A 20227-nucleotide genomic window follows, 5' to 3' on the forward strand; every position below is an offset into this window, starting at 1 on the left:
TTGACGCTGCTCCCATGCTCGTCATGCCCTTTTTGGCGCCCTTCGGGGCGCCTTTTTTTTCCAGGGTGCTGCCTCAGGGGTAGGCTGGTGGAGCTTTCACGCAGGACGCCACCGCCGGATTGCTCGTTGGGCGGTGGCGACGTGGGGCCTGAACGATATCAGCCCTGGGCGACCCACTCGGCGCCGCGCTCGCCGATCATGATCGCGGCGGCATTGGTGTTGCCGCCGACCAGCGTTGGCATGATCGAGGCGTCGATCACACGCAGGCCATCGATGCCGTGAACCCGCAGCTGGCTGTCGACCACGGCCATGTCGTCCTGGCCCATCTTGCAGGTACCGACCGGGTGGTAGATGGTGTCGGTGCGTTTGCGCAGGATCTCGACCAGCTGTTCATCGCTGTGCAGGCCGGCGCTGTAGAAGTCGCGCAGGCCGAAGCTGGCCATCGGTGTCTGGGCGATGATCTCGCGGGTCATGCGGTACCCCTTGAGCAGGGTCTCGACGTCGTCGTCGTGGTCCAGCAGGTTCGGGTCGATGCGCGGGGCGACACGCGAGTCCGGTGAAGCCAGGCCCACGCTGCCGATGCTCTTGGGGCGCAACACGCAGACGTGACAGCTGAAGCCGTGGCCCCAGTGCAGCTTACGGTTGTGGTCATCGACCGTGCCGATCACCGAGTGCAGCTGGATATCCGGTCGAGCGAGGGTCGCGTCGGTCTTCAGGAATGCACCGGCTTCGGCGCAGTTGCTGGACAAAGGGCCGCGACGGTGGCGCAGGTAATCATAGGTCGCCTTGCCCATCTTCAGGCTGCCCGCCAGGGACACGCCAAGCAGCGAGGTATCGCTGCTCTTGTAGCACAGCACCACATCGGGGTGATCGCGCAGGTTCTGGCCCACCCCCGGCAGCTCATGCCTGACGGCGATACCCTGGGGTTCGAGCTCGGCTCGCGGGCCGATCCCCGAGAGCATCAGCAGATGCGGGCTGCCGAAGGACCCTGCGGCCAGCAGCACTTCCTTGCGCGCCTTCAGGTGTACCCGAGTTCCCTTGATCAGCGCCTGCACGCCAGTGGCGCGTTCGCCCTGGAGCACGATGCTTTCGACATGGGTGTTGGTCAGCACCGTGAGGTTACGGCGCTGGCGCACCGGTTTCAGGAATGCGGTGGCCGTGCTCCAGCGCCGGCCATCGCGGATGGTCACGTCGTAATAGCCGACACCCTCTTGCCGGGCACCGTTGAAGTCTTCGTTGAAAACGTGTCCTGCACGCAGGGCCGACTCGACGAAGGCTTCGGTGACGACATGGCGATGCGCGGGGCCGACGTAAAGCTCGCCTTCGCCGCCGTGGTAGTCGTTGTCACCGCCATGGTGCATCTCGCTCTTGCGAAAGTAGGGCAGCACATCGTCGAACGACCAGCCTTCGTTACCCAGCGCGTGCCAGTCGTTGTAATCGTCGTGATGGCCGCGGATGTAGATCATGCCATTGATCGAGCTGCTGCCGCCCAGCACCTTGCCGCGAGGCTGGTAGCCATGGCGACCGCCCAGGCCTCGCTGCGCAGTGGTCTTGAACGCCCAGTTGACATGCCGTGTCGGCAGGATCGCGGCCATGCCGACGGGGGTGTGGATCAGCGGCGAGCGGTCTTCCGGGCCCGCTTCGATCAGGCCCACGGTGACGCCGGGGTCGGCGCTCAGGCGATTGGCAAGGACGCAGCCGGCGGAGCCTGCGCCTACGATCAGGTAGTCGAATTCCATCTTGTTGTTCTCGAGTGGGTGGCAAGGTAGAGGAGGCGAGCGGGCGGGCTAGCCGTCCCAGGCGGTGTACTGGTTGACGAAACGGGTAATGTTGCGTTGCGCCGCCTGGGCCTGAGGCAGGGCGGCGATCATCTGGAACACATGGGGCAGGCGCTTCCAGATCTCCAGGTGAACCGGCACGCCGGCCGCCGAGGCCTTGGCGGCGGCGCGCACCGAGTCATCCAGCAACATCTCGGTGCTGCCTACCTGGAACAGCAGCGGCGGCAGGCCATCGAAGCGGCCGAACAGCGGCGATACTGCCGGCTGCCCGTGGGATTCGGCCGGGGCATAGAAGCCGCGAATGCCGATGGCGAAGGCCGGGGTGAAGATCGGATCATGGCGCGCATTGTCCAAGGCACTCGCGCCGCTGAGGGTGAAGTCGAGAAACGGCGAGAGCAGCACGGCGCAGCTCGGCAGCGGAGTGTCTTCGTCCCGTAGCCGTTGCAGCAGCGCAAGCGCCAGGTTGCCACCGGCGGAGTCGCCGGCGACGACGATGTCGCTGGCCTTGAAGCCCTGTCCCTGCAACCAGCGGTAGGCGTCGAGCGCTTCGTGAAGCGCGGTTGGGAATGGGTGCTCGGGGGCCAGGCGGTAGTCCAGCATCAGTGCCCGGGTCTTCAGTGGCCGGCACCAGCTCGCGACCATCGCGGCGTAGACCTGCGGGGTGTAGGCAACGAAGGCGCCGCCATGGATGTACAGCAATACCCGTTCAGGCCGGCAATGGGCCGGCGTCAGCCATTGGGCGGCGACGCCATTGCAGTTCACGTCGGCGCGGTGTACATCGGTCGGGAATGTCTTGGGCGCCTGGCCATCGAGCCGTTCGAACTGCCGGCGCAGCTTGCCGATGTCGATGCGCAGGCCATGGCTGGACTTCACCAGCAGGCGCAAGGCCAGGTTGAGCAGGCGGTTCTTCCAGCGGCCCTCGGCTGGGTCGATTTCGCGGGTATGAAGCTGCGCGTTCATGACACCACCTCGTGCTGGCTGGGGGTAGGCCAGTGGTAATCGTGCAACTGTTCGCGCAGCAGCACCTTGCTGACCTTGCCGGTTGCGGTGTGCGGCAATGCCTCGATGAACACCACATCGTCGGGGTAACAGAACCGCGCGACCTTGCCGGCGTAATGGGCCAGCAACGCTTCGCGGCTCACGGCCTGGCCGGGTTTGAGCACCACAACCAGCAATGGGCGCTCGTCCCACTTCGGGTGGGCGATACCCAGCACGGCGGCTTCGGCGACCGCAGGGTGGGCCATGGCGATGTTTTCCAGGTCGATCGAGCTGATCCACTCGCCACCGGACTTGATCACATCCTTGGCGCGGTCGGTGATCTGCATGAAGCCGTCAGGGTCGAGGGTGGCGACATCCCCGGTGGGGAACCAGCCATCGACCAACGGGCTGGCCTCGATGCCGAAGTACCGCTCGATCACCCAGTGGCCACGCACCAGCAAGGCGCCTGTGGTCTTGCCGTCACGCAGCAGCTCGTTGCCATGCTCGTCCACGATTTTCAGGTCCGTGCCGAAAGGCGGTCGCCCCTGCTTTACGCCGATGGCGAAGCGAGCTTCGTCTTCCAGGTCGAGGTGCGAGGCCTTGGGCGTGTTCACCGTGCCCATCGGCGACAGCTCGGTCATGCCCCAGGCGTGTTGCAGGCAGATGCCGAACTCCTCTTGGTAACTGCGCATCATCGCCGGTGGGCAGGCGGCGCCACCGACGATCATGCGGCGCAAGCGGGGAAGGCGGCTCCCGTATTGGCGCATATGCTGCTGCAGGCTCAGCCACACGGTGGGCACGCCAGCGGAGAAAGTGACGCGCTCGCGCTCGAAGAGTGCGAACAGGCTCTCGCCGTCCAGGCAGGCGCCTGGAAACACCAGCTTGGCGCCCACCAGTGGTGCGGAATAGGGCAAGCCCCAGGCGTTGACGTGGAACATGGGGACCACCGGGGCGACGACCTCGCAGGCAGACAATGCCAGCGCGTCCGGAAGGGCGCTGGCCAGTGCATGCAGCAAAGTAGCGCGATGTGAATAGAGCACCCCTTTGGGGTTGCCGGTGGTTCCCGAGGTGTAGCACAGCGCCGCCGCCGTATGCTCATCCAGCACGGGCCAGGCGAAGTCCGCCGACTCCGCCTCCAGGAGCTGTTCGTAGCACAGCAGGTTGGCGATCTGCATGGCTGGCATGTGCGCAAGGTCGGTCATAGCCACCCAGTGCCTGACGCCCGGGCAATCCGCTGCGATGGCCTCGACCAGCGCAGCGAAGCCAAGGTCGAAGCACACGACCTCGTCCTTGGCGTCATTGATGATCCAGGCCACCTGTTCGGGGAACAGCCGGGGGTTGATGGTATGGGTGATCGCGCCGGTGCCCGATATTGCGTAGTAAAGCTCGAAATGCCGGTAGCCATTCCAGGCCAGGGTGCCCACGCGACTGCCGGGCCCGGTGCCGAGGCGTAACAGCGCGTGGGCGGCCTGCCTGGCCCGTCGGTGCGCGTCGGCATAGGTATAGCGATGAACGGGACCTTCAAGGGTGCAGGAGACTATTTCCGTATCGCCGTGATAGCGCTCGGCATGTTCGAGCAGCGAAGGGGTGGTCAGCGGCAGCGTCATCATTTGGCCTTGCATCGGGTTCTACCTTTCTTGTTGTCATGCCCCGGCCACGCTGGTCGTAGCCAGGTGGACGGGAACGGGGTGTGGTCAACCGGTGACGCGGGAAGGTCGTGGGGCAGGGATTTCCCGTGTGCTCTGGAGGAAGGCCAGGCGCGGATCTTCGACGGGATCCTTGAGCAGCATCTTCTTGTCGCGGCCGTAGTGCATGAAGACGAACCACGGGTAGGCCTTGCCCTGGCGCGGGAGAAACTGCTGGTCGCGCTGGATGTAGCCGGACTTCATCGAGTTCATGATCCCGTCGTCCAATGCGTTGCAGGCATCGTCGCGGGGAGTCACGACATCGAAGTCGTGCTCGTCCATGTAGTGGAAAAGCCGGCACAGGTATTTGGCCGCCAGGCCGACCTTGAGGGTCCAGGAAACGTTGGTGTAGCCGAATATCCAGGCCATGTTCGGCAGGTTTTCCAGGAGCACGCCCTTGTAGGTCATCTGCTCGCCGATCGGATAGGGGGTGCCGTCCACCGACACGATCATCCCGCCCAATACCTGGAGCCTGAGCCCGGTCGCCGTGATGATGATGTCGGCCGGCAAGTGCTTGCCGGACTTGAGCACAATGCCGCTTTCGCTGAAGCGCTCGATGTGATCGGTTTCGATCGAGGCGCGGCCACTACGGATGGCTTTGAACAGGTCGCCATCGGGCACCGCGCACAGGCGCTCGTCCCACGGCATGTAGTGGGGGGTGAAGTGGCGCATGTCGGCGTCGGGGCCGACCTGGCGACGGACGTGCGAAAGGATGATCCTGCGCATCAGCCGCGGCCATTGCCGGCAGGCGATATAGGCCGCCCGATACAGCACGATATTGCGCTTGCGGGCCAGGCCATAGGCCCAGCGGGCGGGCATGATGCGCGAGAGCGTGGCCGTCAATGTGTCGGTGGAAGGCAGCGAGTAGATATACGACGGGGAGCGCTGCAGCATGGTGATATGCCCGGTTTTGTCGGCCATGGCCGGTATCAGCGTGGCCGCGGTGGCACCGCTGCCGATCACCACGACGTGCTTGCCGGTGTAGTCCAGGTCCTCAGGCCAGTGCTGCGGATGGACCCGCACCCCTTTGAACGCCTCCTCGCCGGGAAAGCTCGGCAGGAAACCTGCGTCGTGGTTGTAGTAGCCGGTGCAGCACAGCAGGAACTTGCAGCTGTATTGCCGCACCGTTGCGCTGGCCTCATGCACGGCGCTGACCTGCCACAGGCGTTGCTGGCTGCACCAGTTGGCGCCGGTGATCTTCACGCCGTAATGGATCTTCTTGTCCAGGCCATGCTGCCTGGCCGTGTCCTGGATGTACCGCCGGATCGAGGCGCCGTCGGCGAGCACCTTGGGGCTTCGCCACAAGCGGAACTTGTAGCCGTAGCTGAGCATGTCCGAATCGGAACGGATGCCTGGGTAACGGAACAGGTCCCAGGTGCCGCCCATGCAGGCGCGCCGCTCGAGGATCGCCATGCTGCGCTCAGGGAACTCCTGCGCCAGCTGGCAGGCGGTACCAATGCCTGACAGGCCAGCGCCGATGATCAAGGTGTCGAAATGTTGATGGTTCATGAGGTCTCCGGGCCTGGCGGCCCAGGCTTGTACTTGTTGTTATGGCGGACTGTAGAACGAGGAATAAATTTACGCAACAGATGTTATGTTTAGTGTCGAATCAACCCCGCTCAGGTCCTCCGGTCGCTGCGGCACAACTCCTTACGGATAGTGATTCACGATCGCCGCCCGGTTGAAAACAGGCATCTCTCTAGTCAGCGAACGCTCGGTGCGAGCCCTGCGATGTAGTGCGCCAGGGCCTCGAGTTCTTCCTCGGAAAGGACGGCGGCGGTAGCGTTCATGGCGCCGCTGGGATCGCTGCGCTGGCCTTGCTTGAACGCCTTGAGCTGCTCCAGCAGGTAGGCCTGGCCTTGGCCGGCCAGACGCGGCGCCACCGGGCTGCCGGACAGCGTCTCGCCATGGCATGCGGTGCAGCCCCGCGTAGTGGCACTGGCGTGGCCGCGGGCACGCATGGCGTCATCGGAGGCCGGTGCGTCGGTCACCCGCGGAACCTGACGGGCGAAGTATTCGGCCAAGGCCTTGATCCGTTCATCGCTCAGGGCGGCCGCCAGCGGCTGCATCTGCGCGCTGTGTCGCGTGCCCTGGGCAAACGCCTGAAGCTGCGCCTGGATATACGCTGCCGGCTGCCCAGCGAGCGCCGGGTAGAGGCTGTTATGCGGTTGCCCGCGAGCGCCATGGCAAAGCGAGCAGGCATCCTGCGGTTGCGGCCAGGCGCCGCCATTGGCCTCATAGCTGGCGTAATGCTGATCGAGGGCGTTCATGAACCTGTAGCCTGCGAGCAGCTCCGGGCCCTGGAAGGCCGTGACCCCAAGCAAGCCTGCGACAAGCATTGCACTGCCCAGCAGCAGGGTGCGCCTTTTCATGCGTGCCTCCGGGTGCCGGCAAGTGCCTGCAGGGCTTCGAGCGCCGCGCGGTGACCGGCGCGTACCGCGCCGTCCATGCTGCTGGCCCACAAGTCCGCGGTCTCGGTGCCCGACCAGATCAAGCGCCCGACAGCAGGCTTGAGATAGCGCCCCCAGCGGGTCAGGAAGCCGGGGGGAATGGAGCCGACGCAGGTCAAGGTCCAGGGGTCGACCTTGGCCCAGTCGTGATCGTGGAACTGCGTGACGTCGAGAGCTTCCTCGCCCAGGGCCTTGGCGTAGATGCTCGCGAGAGTGCGTGCGGCCTGCCCAGGGTCATCGCTGAGCTGCGCGCTGCGCACGAAGCCCATCAAGATGCCGACGCTGCCGTCTGGCGGTGAGTTGTCGCAGGACAGAATCAGCGGCCCGTCGGCCTGGATGACTTGGCCGTTGAGCCCTTTGTCCCGCCAGAAGGGGCGCGCATAGACATGCACGGTCTTGCGCATGGGCGCCGAGGACGGCCACAGGCGTTGCAACTGGGCACGGCCATCGGGCAGTGGCGGGTCGAAGACGATCTGGTTGCACAGCGCCGGATGCAGGGCGGCGATGACCTGGCGTGCGCGGATGAGCCCCTGGTCGGTGTGGATCTCGACGATGTCCTGGTCCCAGCCGACGATCCGGCGCACCGGGCTGGACAGTTTCACCCGATCGCCCAGCGCCTGCGCCATGCGTGTGCACAGCACCTGTGAGCCGCCTATGAAGCGGGTCTCCTGGGCGCCGCCCTTGAAACCCTCGAGCTTTGCCATGCTGCAGTCGGCGGAGTTGATGAGGGAGAGGTAGTGCAGCAGGGACAGGCTGAAGGGTGGCGTGCCGGTGGTCAGGCCGATGGAAGTGTCGAAGGTCAGCCGGCTGGTGTTGTCGATACCCTGACTCGCCAGCCATTGGCCCACCGACAGCTTGTCGAGTGCCTCGGCGTCCGCTGCGGTCCAGGGTTCTTTGCCAGGTACCCGGCGCGACAGCTGGTTGAGCTTTTCGGTCGCCGGGTGATGGGCGCCCTGGCCGCTGCTCAAGTCTTCCTCGTAGCGGGCTTCACCGACCAGGTAGACATTGCGCCCTTGGTAGTAGGTGGGGAAGGTTTCGACATCGAGCTCGCGTGCCAGGTCGAAGATCGCGGTCTGGCCTGGCCCGATCCATTCCCCGCCGGCTTCGGAGATCACACCATTGCCAAGCGGGTGGTTGTAGGTGCGTCCGCCCACGCGGTCCCGCGCTTCCAGCACGGTGAAGGACATGCACCCGGCGCGTTGCAGGTCACGGGCCGCAGTCAGCCCGGCCAGCCCGGCACCAATGATCACCACGTCCAGCACCTGCTCGGGTTCTGCTCGCAAGGCTTGCGCCATGGCCCGTCCGCTGAGGGCGGCACCGCCGATCAAGGTGGCGCTGGCAAGTGCTTGCACGAGCAAGCGCCGCTGCCGCGCCGACAATGGCAGTTCTGTGTTTTCCTGATCCATCTGCACCTCGGCCAACCTGTTCTTGTATTTAGATAACCTTAGTTATGTAAAATACTACTGCGCTCTTTCGGCAAAGGGAATACCCCCTGAACGGCGCTTGGTCAGGTTGGCTGGAGTCGCTGGAAGGAAGTTCGCGGGGAGCGGGCAGCGCTCTTGAGATCGAGCGCTGCGAAGCTGTCGTCAGGCAGTCTGTTGCCAGAACACGCTGGGTTACTGGGCTTTGGCCCGGCTCTTGCCCGTGGCTTTCGCGACCTTGGGCGGGGAGATGAGCAGGATCAGCGCGTCGAGCAGCGCCTGGCCACGCTTGGCACTGAACCGCTCCGGCTCGATGGGCATCATCATCAGCCAGCCGTCGCAGATGGTGCTGATCTGGTCGGCCAGCACATCGGCCGGAATATCGTCGCGGATCTTGCCCTGGGCCTGCCCTTGTTCGATCACCACGGTGAACACCTGGCGGAACTTCGCGTAGCGCTGCCTGATGATGTCGGCGAACACCGGTTCATGGCGGGCGTGGGCGAGCAATTGCAACCACGAGAGCCACATGGTCGATTCGTCGAAGTTGACCCATTGCAGCCATTGTCGAAGCAGTGAGGCGATGTCGAGGGAGGCCTGGTTGGTGGCCAGCAGCAGGTCGACCTGGTCGAACAGGCTCTGTGCGACCTCGCCGATCATGTCTTCCTTGTTGGCGAAGTAGTAGGTCACCGCGCCCGTGGTACAGCCAGCCTGTTTGGCAACCTTGCGCATCGAGGCCCCGGCATAGCCATCCTGCGCGATCACCGTGATCGCGGCCTCCAGCAGTTCCGCACGCTTTGCGTCGCGGTCACCGACAGGCCTGCCGCGACGGGCAACGGTTTCCGGCGCGCTGCTGTCTGCGCGTGAAGGGGCGGCTGTGGGGCGGGCTTTGGTCTCAGGCATGGGCGCTCAGAACTGTCGAGGTCGGTTAAAGGGGCGGTCACGGGTGTCGATGCGGGTGCAAAGGCCCCAGCATAGAGAACTTGCGTGAATAAAACATCCCGCCCCGGCGCAGCGTTCCAACCTGCGCACGCCCCGCTCAGGCGTCGCCGCACCCCGCGACTGCCACTGCGCGAATCTCGACCCTCAGCGGCTCCAGTGCCAGCTGGCTGATACCCACTGCCGTCCATGACGGATAGCGCGCCGGAAAGTACACATCCTTCACCTGGGCAAACGCTGCCATGTCGGCTTGCAGGTGGGTATGAAAGGTCGTCAGCTCGACCACGTCCGCCAGGCTCGCACCGGCTGTCTCGAGGACCAGCTTCAGCGACTGGAAGGCCAGGTGAGACTGCTCGACGATACCCTGCGCAGGTTGCATGGCCGCGTCGACGCCCACTTGCCCCGAGACCCAGATCAGGTCACCCACGCGGGTGGCCTGGGAAAAGTGGAAATTGTCGTAGTAAGCCTGGGTCGCAGCTGGATTGATGGCCTGACGCTTGAGCGGTTTCGCATTCATCGAGGAACTCCTGTCAGACCACTTGGCGGAAGGTGGGGTGGCGGAACGGGGCGCCCGCGACCAGGTGTTCGAGCTCTGTGCTGAACAGCACGCCTTGCGGGGGGTAACCGGCATCGCTGTGTGCCGGGAGTGGGCTGAAGGTGGCGTCGTCGCCGAAGAAACGGAACACGAATGTCCGTCGGCTTGGGAAGTCCTCGTCCACGGGTGCGCCGCCATGCAAGGAGCCCGGGTGCAGCAGCACCACATCGCCAGGCTCCGTGGCCCAGGACAGGATGTCGTAGGCCTGCGGGTCTTCCCGGCGTAACGCCTCGATATCCGGCAGGCGGGGCAGGGCGCCATTGCCGTGCAGTGGCTGGGTCGGGTCATCCGGGTTGGTGAAGGTCGTGCCGTCATAGCGCGGCCCACGATGGGAGCCACGGATGATTTCCAGGGCGTTGCGCTTGGGTACGGCATCGAAGCTGATCCAGGCGTTGCCCCAGTGGTGGCCGGCCCAGGGCAGGTAGGAGGTGTCCTGATGCCATAGCGTCCGGGCGCCCTGGCCCCCGGCCTTGAGGAAAACCTCCTCGGCGAAGTACCAGACATTCCGCGAGCCCCAGAGATTTGCGAACAACGACCCCAGTGGCAGCTCCGCCACGAGCGCCTCAAGGCGCTCCTTGGCCAACGGGTTGGCGTTGTCGACGTGGGATTGTTGGATCGTCCCGGCGAACATGCGGGTGGCATGCGGGCCATGGTTGAGCACGGCCCAGTCGTAGGCTTCCCGGCAACGCGACAACTGCTCCGGGTTCAGAAGCCCCTTGATCAACACCGCTCCGTCTTCGTGATAAGCCTTGCTCAGTGTGTCTTGCATGACCGTTCTCCTAGTGAGTTGAGCGCAGGTGAACGTGAGCCTAGCAAGCGAATTTAAAATACGCAACGATCGTTATTTAAATTGCCTCGATCTGTTTGCCGTGATGTGAGCAGTGGAGACCGCAGCAGGTGCTTTTCCTTCGAGTGCTACTCCACAGTCTCCGCCAGCCCCTGGTCCTCACCCAGGAACCCACCGCTCTGATGCCGCCACAGCCGTGCATAGGTGCCGTTCCTGTCGAGCAGTTCAGCATGGCTGCCTTGCTCGATGATGCGCCCCTCATCCATGACGATGAGCCGGTCCATGGCGGCGATCGTGGACAAGCGATGGGCGATGGCGATGACGGTCTTGCCCTGCATCATGTCGTCGAGGCTTTCCTGGATCGCGACTTCGACCTCCGAGTCCAGGGCGCTGGTGGCTTCGTCGAGCAGCAGGATCGGCGCGTTCTTGAGCATCACCCGGGCAATGGCAATGCGCTGGCGCTGGCCACCGGACAGCTTGATGCCACGCTCGCCCACCAGGGTGTCGTAACCGCTGTGGCCTTGCCGATCACTCAGCTGGCTGATGAAACCATCGGCCTGGGCATTGGCCGCGGCGCTGCGGATCTGCGCTTCGGTCGCTTCGGGGCGGCCATAGGCGATATTGTCGCGGATGGAGCGGTGCAGCAACGACGTGTCCTGGGTGACCATGCCGATGGCGCTGCGCAGGCTGTCCTGGGTGACGTGGGCGATGTTCTGCCCGTCGATGCGGATCTCGCCGCTGTTGACGTCGTAGAACCGTAGCAACAGGTTGATCAAGGTGGACTTGCCGGCGCCGGAGCGGCCCACCAGGCCGACCTTTTCTCCGGGGCGGATGTGCAGGCTCAGGTCATCGAGCACCTGGCGTTCGCCGTTGTAGTTGAAGCTCACCTTGTCGAAGGTCACCGCGCCACCGCGGGTCACCAGCGTGCCGGCGTCGGACGCATCCTGTACCTTGGGGCCGCGGGTCAGGGTGGCCATGCCGTCCTGCACGGTGCCGATGTTTTCGAACAGGGAGGTCATCTGCCACATGATCCAGTGCGACATGCCGTTGATCCGCAGGGCCATGGCCGTGACCGCCGCCACGGCGCCCGCGCCAACCTGGCCCTGGTGCCAGAGCCACAGGGCATAGCCGCCAGCGCCCAGGATCAAGCCGACCACCAGCGCCTGGTTGACGATCTCGAACTGACTGACCAGGCGCATCTGGCGAAAGCCGGTGAGCTTGAAGTCCTCCATCGCCGCCCGCGCAAAGTGCGCTTCGCGTTTGGAATGGGAGAACAGTTTCACCGTGGTGATGTTGGTGTAGGCATCGGAGATGCGCCCGGTCATCGATGACCGCGCATGGGCCTGCTCCTGGCCGACCTTGCCCAGGCGCGGCACGAAGTACAGCATGGCCAGCCCGAACAGGGTGCCCCAGGCCAGGAACGGCAGCATCAGCTGCAGGGCGAAACCGCCGGCCAGGGCGATGATGGCGATGAAGTACACGCCGATGCCGGGCAGGACCTCGATCAGGGTGAACAACACCTCGCGCACGGCCAGCGCGGTCTGCATCACCTTGGTGGTGACCCGGCCGGAAAACTCGTCGGAGAAGAACGACAGGCTCTGGCGCAGCATCAGCCGATGGAAATCCCAGCGCAGGCGCAGCGGCAGGTTGATCGCCAGCACCTGGTGTTGCATCAGGGTGCGCAGGGCCACCAGCACGATACTGCTCAGCAGGACAATACCGATGCTCCAGAGCACGCGGCTTTCCTGTTCGCTTGCGCCGCCTGCCTGCCAGGCGGGAAGCAGGTCGACCACCTGGCCAAGGAAGGAAAACAGCCAGGCTTCATAGATCGACACGCCGGCGCTGAACAGCGCGAGGGCCAGGATGTATCCGCGCGCCCCCCGCGTGCAGGCCCACAAGAAGCGCAGCAGGCCTAGCGGTGGCGGTGGAATCTCATCAGGCGGGAAGGGGTCGAGCCATCGTTCAAAAACACGCAGCATGCTGGTCTCCAGAAGGGCGCGGCGTTGATCGGCAACGCCGTAGCGATCGTGCAACCATACCGTACATCGAGGTTTTCGCCTTGCCGCTTGTGCCCCCCTGAGGCCAGCTGCTGCCCGGTGTCATCTACCGCGTTCGGTCAGCAAGGCTGCGCCGCCATCCGATTGGAGACATTGCGCCCGAGCACCAGTACCGCGACAAAACCGCAGCCCACCAGGGCCGTGGCCAGGCTCAGCAGCACCGCGGTACCGAGCTGATCGACAATGCGCCCGCCGAAGAACGAGCCTACCGCGATGATCACCTGGAACATGGCGACGAACAGCGGCATGCCGCGTTCGACATCCTTGGGCGCCACCACGAACATCCAGATACTGGCGCAGGCCGGGAAGGCGCCAAAGGCGAAGCCCCACAGCGCGATCAGCATCGCGGCGCCGGTCAAGCCGGTGGCGAAGTAGGGAAACAGGGCGGTGCTGATGCCGATCATCAGGGCGACCAGCAACAGGGTGTGACGCACACTGCGGTTGGCAGCGAAACCGGCGAAGATGTTGCCGATCACCCCGGCCACGCCATACAGCAACAGCAGCGAACCAATGGTCGGCCCATCGAAGCCGGCGCTCTGCTTGAAGAACGGTGCGACATAGGTATAGGCGGCAAAATGCGCCAGGCCGATCAGCAATACCGCGATCAACCCGACCCGCGCCTGTGGATTGACGAACAGCGCCGGCAGGTCGCTGATGCGAATGGCTTTGTCTGGGGTGAGCCGCGGCAGCAGGAAGACTTGCGCCAGCAGCACCGGCACACCTACCAGCGCGGTGGCGAGGAAGGTCATGCGCCAGCCCATCAGGCCGCTTAGCCAGGTGCCAACCGGCACGCCCAGCACGGTAGCCAGGGTCACGCCGACCATGATGATCGAGGTGGCCTGGGCCACGCCCACGCCCTTGGGTGCCAGGCGGCCACTGAGGGCAATGGCGGTGGCCCAGAAACCGCCAATGCTGATGCCCAGCAGTACGCGGCCGAACAGCAGCAGGCTGAAGTCGCTGGCGTAGGCCACGACGGCGTTGGCGAGGATCATGATCAGCGTCAGGCCGATCAGCAGGTAGCGACGGTCCAGGGCGCCGATGCCCACCGACAGCAAGGGCGCGGCGAGGGCGGCCATGATGCCGGGCAGGGTGACCATCAGGCCGGCCTGGCCGGCGCTGATGCCCAGGTCGCTGGCGACATCGTTGAGTACGCCCACCGGGAGAAACTCACTGGTGACCAGGGCGAAGGCGCCCACAGCGACCGAGAGAATCGCCAGCCACTGTTGGCTGACGCTTTGTTGACTGTGTTCGGGACGGCCGTGAGACGGCGGAGTGACGCTGGACATGGTGTTGGATTCCATGGGGGATGCCGCCTGGGGCGGACCGGGGAGCGGGAAAAATGGCTGGCGATTATAAGAGACGGTTTTGCCGAGCCGACAGGCGGGGCGCTCGATAGTAATCATCAGCCTGATCGATTGTTGTACCGCGAATACTGACCACCCCTGGCACGCCTGAACGCGCTTGCAATATACATATGGGAATCCGTATATTCGTATCTCCATATGTATTGGTGCAGCCATGATAACCCCGCCCGATGTGTTCAAGAGCCTGTCTGACGAAACCCGTGCTCGCGCCAGCCTGCTGATCGCCAGCCTTGGTGAGCTATGCGTTTGCGAGCTGATGTGCGCATTGAACGACAGCCAGCCGAAGATCAGTCGCCACCTGGCGCAGCTGCGCAGCAGTGGCATGCTGCTGGACCGCCGCCAAGGGCAATGGGTGTATTACCGCCTCAACCCGGATCTGCCTGCTTGGGTACACGAGATCTTGCAGGCGACACTGCAGGCCAACACGCAATGGTTGGCAGAGAACACCCTGCGCCTGCAGAACATGGACGGTCGCCCCGTTCGTGACGCTGCCTGCTGCTGATCATCACTGTACGAGGTCATCATGCTGGTAGCGATTGCAGTCTTCGTTTTCACCCTCATCCTGGTCATCTGGCAGCCGAAGGGGCTTGGCGTTGGCTGGAGCGCAGCGCTCGGTGCCCTCATCGCCCTGGCGGCAGGCGCCGTTTCGCTGCACGACATCCCGACTGTGTGGGCCATCGTCTGGAACGCCACCGTCACCTTCATCGCCGTCATCATCATCAGCCTGCTGCTGGATGAGGCCGGGTTCTTCGAGTGGGCCGCGCTGCACGTGGCGCGCTGGGCAAACGGCAGCGGCTACCGTCTGTTCGCCTTCTGTGTGCTGCTCGGCGCCGCCATGTCGGCGCTCTTCGCCAACGATGGTGCGGCACTGATCCTCACACCTATCGTCATGTCGATGCTGCTCGCGCTGCGCTTCTCGCCCGCCGCGACACTGGCCTTCGTCATGGCCGCCGGCTTCATCGCCGACACGGCGAGCCTGCCATTGGTGGTCTCCAACCTGGTGAACATCGTCTCGGCCGACTACTTCAGGTTGGGCTTCAGCGAATACGCTTCGGTGATGGTGCCAGTGAATTTCGCCAGCGTGTCGGCAACCCTGCTGGTGCTGTTCCTGTTCTTCCGCCGAGATATTCCGAGACAGTACGAGGTCGCGGCCCTGAAGATGCCAAACGAGGCAATCCATGACCGCGCAACCTTCAAGGTGGGTGGCTGGGTGCTGCTGGTGTTGCTGATCGGCTTGTTCGCCCTGGAACCACTGGGTATCCCGATCAGTGCGGTAGCAGCAACTTGTGCAGCGATCCTGTTTGCCGTCGCCGCCCGTGGCCACCGCATCTCGACCCGTCGTGTGCTGCGCGAGGCACCCTGGCAGGTGGTGATCTTTTCCCTCGGTATGTACCTGGTGGTATACGGGCTGAAGAACGCCGGCCTTACCGACATGCTCACCCACCTGTTCGACCGCCTTGCGCAGCAAGGGCTGTGGAGTGCCGCCATCGGCACCGGGCTGATCGCTGCATTGCTGTCCTCGGTCATGAACAACATGCCCAGCGTGCTGATCGGCGCTTTGTCGATCCAGGCCAGCGAGGCGCAAGGGCTGGTACGCGAGGCGATGATCTACGCCAACATCATCGGCTGCGACCTCGGCCCGAAAATTACCCCCATCGGCAGCCTCGCCACGCTGCTCTGGCTGCACGTGCTGGAGCGCAAAGGCATGCGCATTACCTGGGGTTACTACTTCAAAGTCGGCATCCTGCTGACGCTGCCAGTTCTACTGATCACCCTTTCGGCTCTGGCATTGCGCCTCAGCCTCTGAAACCCGCCACGAAGCGCAGGAGCCCTCATGCGAGTCCTATTCATGTGCACGGCCAACAGCTGCCGCAGCATCCTTTCCGAGGCCGTGTTCAATCACCTGGCCCCTCATGGATTTGAAGCCGTCAGTTCCGGCAGTTTCCCAAAGGGCCAAGTGTTGCCGCGCAGCCTGACCACATTGCAGCATGCCGGTATCCCGATCGAGGGGCTGAGCAGCAAGGGCAATGACGCGTTCGAGCATTGCCCTCCTGACATCGTCATCACCGTTTGCGACAACGCCGCCGGCGAAGCCTGCCCGGTGTATTTCGGCCCTGCGCTGAAGACGCACTGGGGGCTGGAGGATCCGTCCGCTGTCGTGGCTGACGAAGCGTCGGTCGACGCTGCATTCCGCGCCACGCTGGCCCGAATCCAGTCTCGCTGCGAGGCCTTCTTCGCGCTGCCATTCGAAAATCTCGACCGTGAGCAGCTCAAGAATGAGCTGGATCGCATCGCTACGCTTTGAGCAGGAGGAAACATGTCCGAGCAACTGCCTAATCTCGATCTCTCGCTGTTCGATCCAGCGCCAGCGGCAACCCGCTCCAGCGAGCACAAACCACGTATCCTGTTGCTGTATGGATCGACCCGCGAACGTTCCTTCAGTCGCCTGCTGGTGGAGGAAGCTGCACGCCTGCTGGAGCACTTCGGTGCCGAGACCAAGGTCTTCAATCCTTCGGGCCTGCCGTTACCTGACGATGTGCCTGTCGAGCACCCCAAGGTGCAGGAACTGCGTGATCTGGTGCAGTGGTCGGAAGGTCAGGTCTGGTGCTCGCCAGAGCGCCACGGTGCAATGTCAGCCGTATTCAAGGCGCAGATCGACTGGATTCCTCTGGCACTGGGTGCGGTTCGCCCCACTCAAGGCAAGACCCTGGCGGTCATGCAGGTGTGTGGCGGTTCGCAGTCATTCAACGTGGTCAACCAGTTGCGTGTGCTTGGCCGCTGGATGCGCATGTTCACCATTCCCAACCAGTCTTCGCTGCCCAAAGCCTACCTTGAGTTTGATGACGTCGGGCGGATGAAACCCTCGCCGTACTACGATCGCGTGGTGGACGTCATGGAGGAACTGGTGAAGTTCACCGTTCTGTTGCGCGACCGCCAGGCGTTCTTGGTGGATCGCTATTCGGAACGCAAGGAAAACGCCGAACAACTCTCTGCCCGTGTGAACCAGCGCTCTATCTGAGACGGATGCCCGGAATATCCGCTTTTGGCCAAGGGCGTCTCTTAGGAGATAGCCCGCTTGGGTCGTTAGCGAAGGGGCGCGACTGACTGCCAACGACTCCAACCGCTGGGTGTCTGGTTCATCGAGGCGCCGAGGAATGCCGCGAAGGTGAATAACGGTCCCGGGACGGCCTGAGCTGCGCCATAGCCCGCCAAGAATGCATCGTGATCAACCCATCCAGAAGGCACGAGGTCAGCCTGTAATAGTGGTAGCACTACATGTCCGCCACCGAAAACCAGTGAGCCGCTACTGACAGCATCTGACTTGGGAATAACTTTGCCAGAACCTGCAGCCCGAACAGCAAAACAAAGAACAGAGTTAGCCCGAATAGACCACATCCGCATAGCTGCGCTCGCTCAACCACTGTCGACGCACAACATCCCGGAAATACCCCAGCTGAGCAATTGGACCGCCGAAAGAAGTCAGACCCAATCGCAGAAAGATCAAGAAAACAGTCCAGCAGCTGCGGTCAGCGTGGAGGATATCGGTCACGTCCGTTTGATCCATCAGTGGCGAATTTCACCAACGATAAGCGAAAGTCGTTACGAAATACGATGAACCTAGCTGCGCAACCTGATCATGCAGAGGCTTATTGAACCATGCGCATAGCGAGTTTAGCCGAACCGCATCAACGCTGAGAGAAAGCTCCATAAGCTCATCTGCTTTCATAAGTGACCGCTTCTGGCCGATTACGGTCAGCTTTTAAACGGCTGCTATGGGTCGAGAGCAGTCATCCGCTTGTGGCTACTTTCGACCCAACGCAACCCTTCGTGGCTTGCTGCTATCGGCCAATAACAGCCTCTCAAGAGTGTCTAGGCAACCCAAGGTGATTCAGTTCTCGCATTCCGACAGCGTGCTCCCCCTTCAAGAGCATTGCCTTCGGTATCAGGTTGACTACGCTCTGAGTAGAGAAATGATCAAGGACAGTTCATATGAGAACGAAGTTGAATTTCGCCGTTGCGCTCTCGCTGGTAATGGGCGTGAGCCCATTGTCGTTGGCAGATCCCGGCAAAGGAAAAGGCCACGACAAAGGCAACCAACACGGCAATCAAGGGCATCAAGGCAACGGTAACGACTGGCAAAGTGGGCCTTCTGTCGACTTGGGGGCGGTGCGGGTCATCCTCAACGACAATCGCAATTACTGGAATCCAGGCGCATCTCTACCCCCTGGGATTCAGAAAAATTTGGCACGCGGCAAACCTCTCCCGCCCGGAATCGCCAAAAAATTGGACAGCAGGCTGATCGGACGACTTCCTCATTACGATGGCTATGAGTGGCACCAAGCCGGAGCTGATCTACTGCTTGTAGCTATTGCCTCGGGTGTGATCTATGAGGTACTGCACAACGTGCTGGATTAAAGTCATCAGCTTGGACAAAGCTGTAAGTAGCCGATGACTTTAAACCTGTCATTGTTCCTCCAGCAGGCCCGCCAGGGTGCGGGGGCCACGCTGAACAGTTAAGCCGGGAACTATTGCGTTGCGGCATGCCCATGTCCAGGAAGATGAACGATGGTCTGCCCGAGCGCAATGGCGCTGGCCTCAAGCTTCACACGCTCTGCTTCCAGAAAAACATACGTGGCTTGCAAGGTGGTGATCTTCGACTGAATTTCGGCCATCTTGCTGGCGACCAAGGCCGCGCCTTGCGCGCAATTGATCGTATTACCCCGCTTGGCAGCAAGAATGTCGCCAATCTCGGCGAGCGAAAAGCCCACGCCCTGGGCGTTCTGAATGAAGGCCAGGTCAACAACGGCCTGATCGCTGTAGCTGCGATAGTTGTTGGCTTGTCGATGGGCCACGATAAGCCCGAGTTGTTCGTAATAGCGCAGTGCATGGCGGCCAATTCCACTCCGGCGCTCCAACTCTCCAATGTTCACAGTAAAAATTCCTTGACTGTAGAGCAGGCTCTACACCTTAGCCTGCGCCCATCATCCAAACAAGGATTCAGGCATGAGCGTGGAGTGTTTCGTCACAGGCGGTAGTGGGTTTGTAGGCCAACATTTACTGGCCCGTCTTACTTCGACAGGGCACAAGGTCTGGGTGCTTATGCGCACCCCTGCAAACCTCGAGCGTCTGCGGGAGCAGGTAGGCCGACTGGGTGGTAATCCTGCCTGTGTCCATGCCGTTGAGGGCGATATCAGTAGAGAGGGGCTTGGGCTCAGCGAGGCAGACAAGCAGCGCGTGTCGTCGGCCTCTGTGGCCTTCCACCTAGCAGCGCAGTTTTCCTGGGGGCTGACAATGGAGCGCGCCCGCGAAGTCAATGTGCAAGGGGCGCTGAGAGTCGCCAGGCTTGCGGCGAGCCAGCGCATTCGCTTGCTGATGGTGGGTGGCTTCATGCTGCAAAACCTTGACCACCTTGCCAGTATCGGGGTTGACAATGAGTGCCCTGAGAACACGAACTGGCCTGCCGTCTACGGCCGTGCAGGTGGCTACGAAGGCAGCAAGCTCGAGGCCCATTTTGCGGTCATTCGTTACATGCAGGAAACGGGCGCGGATTACACAATCGTTCACCCTGCTACGGTGTGTGGCCACAGCGAGAGTGGCCACATTGTCGAAGGACAACCTTTGGCCGAACTCATTCGAAATCTGGCACAAGGGCGGTTCAAAGCTGTACCCGGCTCCACCAGGCACTGGTTGCCATTAGTCAGCGTCGATTACCTGGTAACAATGATAAGTTGCGCGGCATTCGACCCCTCGATGGCCAACCAGCAGGTCTTGGCGCTCTATGAACACACACCGAATTTGCAGGGGATGCTAGGGCAGATCGCCAAAACGCTGAATATCAAGGCACCCCGTCGCCATGTAGCGATAGGGTTGTTGAGATGGCTTTTGACAATTCCCGGCCTGGCGGCCCGATTCGCGATCAGCGCCGAGTCATTGAACTTTATTCAGACTCAACGCTTTGACATGCGGCTTAGCAGGCAATTGGAACTGAAGTATCAGATGGCACATCCCGACATGGCGCGAGCTTTGGAGAGGACAGTGCGCTACGTCAAAGGCAACTTGATTCATTGAGGCAACCCTTCAGGCAATAGGCATGGACCATGCCCATGCCATGGCGCTCGCCGTGCAATGCTTCATCTTGTTCGAGGGACCGATTGCGACCGTGGCTGCTCTTCACG

Annotated in this window: 19 protein-coding genes and 1 pseudogene; 6 read left to right on the plus strand and 14 right to left on the minus strand. The window is 62.7% G+C overall.

Annotation, left to right across the window (positions count from 1 at the left end; all coding sequences use genetic code 11):
* Positions 1-158 precede the first annotated feature (158 nt).
* From BMY03_RS11570 to BMY03_RS11620, 11 genes are all read right to left on the minus strand, one after another.
* Positions 159-1739: a GMC family oxidoreductase gene (locus BMY03_RS11570; protein WP_094011123.1), complete on the minus strand. Its 1581-nt coding sequence runs from the start codon at positions 1737-1739 to the stop codon at positions 159-161.
* 48 nt (positions 1740-1787) lie between these two features.
* Positions 1788-2738 carry an alpha/beta hydrolase gene (locus BMY03_RS11575; RefSeq protein ID WP_094011124.1) on the minus strand — a complete coding sequence of 317 codons (951 nt, stop codon included), beginning with the start codon at positions 2736-2738 and terminating at the stop codon, positions 1788-1790.
* On the minus strand, positions 2735-4378 hold the full coding sequence (locus BMY03_RS11580) for a 3-(methylthio)propionyl-CoA ligase (RefSeq protein ID WP_201755098.1): 1644 nt from the start codon (positions 4376-4378) through the stop codon (positions 2735-2737). The genes BMY03_RS11575 and BMY03_RS11580 overlap by 4 nt, the downstream gene beginning before the upstream one ends.
* A 72-nt stretch (positions 4379-4450) precedes the next feature.
* The gene (locus tag BMY03_RS11585; protein ID WP_094011125.1) at positions 4451-5950 is read right to left on the minus strand and encodes a flavin-containing monooxygenase; all 1500 of its coding nucleotides are present in this window, start codon (positions 5948-5950) and stop codon (positions 4451-4453) included.
* A gap of 194 nt (positions 5951-6144) precedes the next feature.
* Positions 6145-6813 carry a c-type cytochrome gene (locus BMY03_RS11590; protein ID WP_094011126.1) on the minus strand — a complete coding sequence of 223 codons (669 nt, stop codon included), beginning with the start codon at positions 6811-6813 and terminating at the stop codon, positions 6145-6147.
* Entirely contained in the window at positions 6810-8297 is a 1488-nt protein-coding gene (locus tag BMY03_RS11595) for a flavin monoamine oxidase family protein (protein WP_094011250.1), read from the minus strand. Before BMY03_RS11595 ends, BMY03_RS11590 begins: the two co-directional genes overlap by 4 nt.
* Before the next feature lie 210 nt (positions 8298-8507).
* The gene (locus BMY03_RS11600; RefSeq protein ID WP_094011127.1) at positions 8508-9212 is read right to left on the minus strand and encodes a TetR/AcrR family transcriptional regulator; all 705 of its coding nucleotides are present in this window, start codon (positions 9210-9212) and stop codon (positions 8508-8510) included.
* A 136-nt stretch (positions 9213-9348) separates the two neighbouring features.
* Complete coding sequence (locus tag BMY03_RS11605) at positions 9349-9765, minus strand: RidA family protein (protein ID WP_094011128.1); 417 nt, start codon at positions 9763-9765, stop codon at positions 9349-9351.
* A gap of 13 nt (positions 9766-9778) precedes the next feature.
* Positions 9779-10612: a phytanoyl-CoA dioxygenase family protein gene (locus BMY03_RS11610; protein WP_094011129.1), complete on the minus strand. Its 834-nt coding sequence runs from the start codon at positions 10610-10612 to the stop codon at positions 9779-9781.
* 146 nt (positions 10613-10758) lie between these two features.
* A complete protein-coding gene (locus tag BMY03_RS11615; RefSeq protein ID WP_094011130.1) occupies positions 10759-12609 on the minus strand; it encodes an ABC transporter ATP-binding protein in 1851 nt (616 codons plus the stop codon).
* A gap of 137 nt (positions 12610-12746) precedes the next feature.
* Positions 12747-13988, minus strand: a complete 1242-nt coding sequence (locus BMY03_RS11620; protein ID WP_371041465.1) for an MFS transporter — start codon at positions 13986-13988, stop codon at positions 12747-12749.
* Positions 13989-14205: 217 nt separating this feature from the next.
* Here BMY03_RS11620 and BMY03_RS11625 point away from each other — a divergent pair, with 217 nt between their 5' ends.
* Genes BMY03_RS11625 through arsH form a run of 4 tightly spaced genes read left to right on the plus strand, consistent with a single transcriptional unit; the run spans position 14206 to position 17070 of the window.
* The gene (locus tag BMY03_RS11625; protein WP_094011131.1) at positions 14206-14553 is read left to right on the plus strand and encodes a metalloregulator ArsR/SmtB family transcription factor; all 348 of its coding nucleotides are present in this window, start codon (positions 14206-14208) and stop codon (positions 14551-14553) included.
* A gap of 21 nt (positions 14554-14574) precedes the next feature.
* Positions 14575-15858, plus strand: a complete 1284-nt coding sequence (locus tag BMY03_RS11630; RefSeq protein WP_023630037.1) for an arsenic transporter — start codon at positions 14575-14577, stop codon at positions 15856-15858.
* 27 nt (positions 15859-15885) lie between these two features.
* Entirely contained in the window at positions 15886-16356 is a 471-nt protein-coding gene (locus BMY03_RS11635) for an arsenate reductase ArsC (RefSeq protein WP_023630038.1), read from the plus strand.
* Between the two features lie 12 nt (positions 16357-16368).
* Positions 16369-17070, plus strand: a complete 702-nt coding sequence (gene arsH, locus BMY03_RS11640) for an arsenical resistance protein ArsH (RefSeq protein ID WP_094011132.1) — start codon at positions 16369-16371, stop codon at positions 17068-17070.
* 98 nt (positions 17071-17168) lie between these two features.
* Here the strand turns inward: arsH and BMY03_RS27105 are convergent.
* Both BMY03_RS27105 and BMY03_RS27110 read right to left on the minus strand, forming a co-directional pair.
* Positions 17169-17443: pseudogene (locus tag BMY03_RS27105) on the minus strand (chromate transporter); the annotation flags it as partial.
* Positions 17428-17616: a chromate transporter gene (locus BMY03_RS27110; protein WP_430310135.1), complete on the minus strand. Its 189-nt coding sequence runs from the start codon at positions 17614-17616 to the stop codon at positions 17428-17430. The gene BMY03_RS27110 and the pseudogene BMY03_RS27105, both read right to left, overlap by 16 nt.
* Positions 17617-18041: 425 nt before the next feature.
* On the opposite strand from BMY03_RS27110, the gene BMY03_RS11650 reads away from it, so the two are divergent.
* Entirely contained in the window at positions 18042-18467 is a 426-nt protein-coding gene (locus tag BMY03_RS11650; protein WP_094011133.1) for an anti-virulence regulator CigR family protein, read from the plus strand.
* 110 nt (positions 18468-18577) lie between these two features.
* Here BMY03_RS11650 and BMY03_RS11655 read toward each other — a convergent pair whose 3' ends face one another.
* The gene (locus tag BMY03_RS11655; RefSeq protein ID WP_094011134.1) at positions 18578-18982 is read right to left on the minus strand and encodes a MerR family transcriptional regulator; all 405 of its coding nucleotides are present in this window, start codon (positions 18980-18982) and stop codon (positions 18578-18580) included.
* 73 nt (positions 18983-19055) lie between these two features.
* Between BMY03_RS11655 and BMY03_RS11660 the strand changes: the two genes are divergently transcribed.
* Positions 19056-20120 (plus strand): SDR family oxidoreductase, encoded by a 1065-nt coding sequence (locus BMY03_RS11660; RefSeq protein ID WP_094011135.1) that lies wholly within the window; start codon positions 19056-19058, stop codon positions 20118-20120.
* Positions 20121-20227: the final 107 nt, after the last annotated feature.

The organism is Pseudomonas soli (assembly GCF_900110655.1).
GTDB lineage: Bacteria > Pseudomonadota > Gammaproteobacteria > Pseudomonadales > Pseudomonadaceae > Aquipseudomonas > Aquipseudomonas soli.

What these genes read in the sequence shown, in the direction of transcription:
- BMY03_RS11595 (WP_094011250.1), bottom strand. Translation starts at nt 8,297, where the DNA reads ATGGATCAGGAAAACACAGAACTGCCATTGTCGGCGCGGCAGCGGCGC.
- BMY03_RS11600 (WP_094011127.1), bottom strand. Translation starts at nt 9,212, where the DNA reads ATGCCTGAGACCAAAGCCCGCCCCACAGCCGCCCCTTCACGCGCAGAC.
- BMY03_RS11580 (WP_201755098.1), bottom strand. Translation starts at nt 4,378, where the DNA reads ATGCAAGGCCAAATGATGACGCTGCCGCTGACCACCCCTTCGCTGCTC.
- BMY03_RS11625 (WP_094011131.1), top strand. Translation starts at nt 14,206, where the DNA reads ATGATAACCCCGCCCGATGTGTTCAAGAGCCTGTCTGACGAAACCCGT.
- arsH (WP_094011132.1), top strand. Translation starts at nt 16,369, where the DNA reads ATGTCCGAGCAACTGCCTAATCTCGATCTCTCGCTGTTCGATCCAGCG.
- BMY03_RS11575 (WP_094011124.1), bottom strand. Translation starts at nt 2,738, where the DNA reads ATGAACGCGCAGCTTCATACCCGCGAAATCGACCCAGCCGAGGGCCGC.
- BMY03_RS27110 (WP_430310135.1), bottom strand. Translation starts at nt 17,616, where the DNA reads ATGGATCAAACGGACGTGACCGATATCCTCCACGCTGACCGCAGCTGC.
- BMY03_RS11590 (WP_094011126.1), bottom strand. Translation starts at nt 6,813, where the DNA reads ATGAAAAGGCGCACCCTGCTGCTGGGCAGTGCAATGCTTGTCGCAGGC.
- BMY03_RS11650 (WP_094011133.1), top strand. Translation starts at nt 18,042, where the DNA reads ATGAGAACGAAGTTGAATTTCGCCGTTGCGCTCTCGCTGGTAATGGGC.
- BMY03_RS11630 (WP_023630037.1), top strand. Translation starts at nt 14,575, where the DNA reads ATGCTGGTAGCGATTGCAGTCTTCGTTTTCACCCTCATCCTGGTCATC.
- BMY03_RS11585 (WP_094011125.1), bottom strand. Translation starts at nt 5,950, where the DNA reads ATGAACCATCAACATTTCGACACCTTGATCATCGGCGCTGGCCTGTCA.
- BMY03_RS11620 (WP_371041465.1), bottom strand. Translation starts at nt 13,988, where the DNA reads ATGGAATCCAACACCATGTCCAGCGTCACTCCGCCGTCTCACGGCCGT.
- BMY03_RS11605 (WP_094011128.1), bottom strand. Translation starts at nt 9,765, where the DNA reads ATGAATGCGAAACCGCTCAAGCGTCAGGCCATCAATCCAGCTGCGACC.
- BMY03_RS11635 (WP_023630038.1), top strand. Translation starts at nt 15,886, where the DNA reads ATGCGAGTCCTATTCATGTGCACGGCCAACAGCTGCCGCAGCATCCTT.
- BMY03_RS11615 (WP_094011130.1), bottom strand. Translation starts at nt 12,609, where the DNA reads ATGCTGCGTGTTTTTGAACGATGGCTCGACCCCTTCCCGCCTGATGAG.
- BMY03_RS11660 (WP_094011135.1), top strand. Translation starts at nt 19,056, where the DNA reads ATGAGCGTGGAGTGTTTCGTCACAGGCGGTAGTGGGTTTGTAGGCCAA.
- BMY03_RS11610 (WP_094011129.1), bottom strand. Translation starts at nt 10,612, where the DNA reads ATGCAAGACACACTGAGCAAGGCTTATCACGAAGACGGAGCGGTGTTG.
- BMY03_RS11570 (WP_094011123.1), bottom strand. Translation starts at nt 1,739, where the DNA reads ATGGAATTCGACTACCTGATCGTAGGCGCAGGCTCCGCCGGCTGCGTC.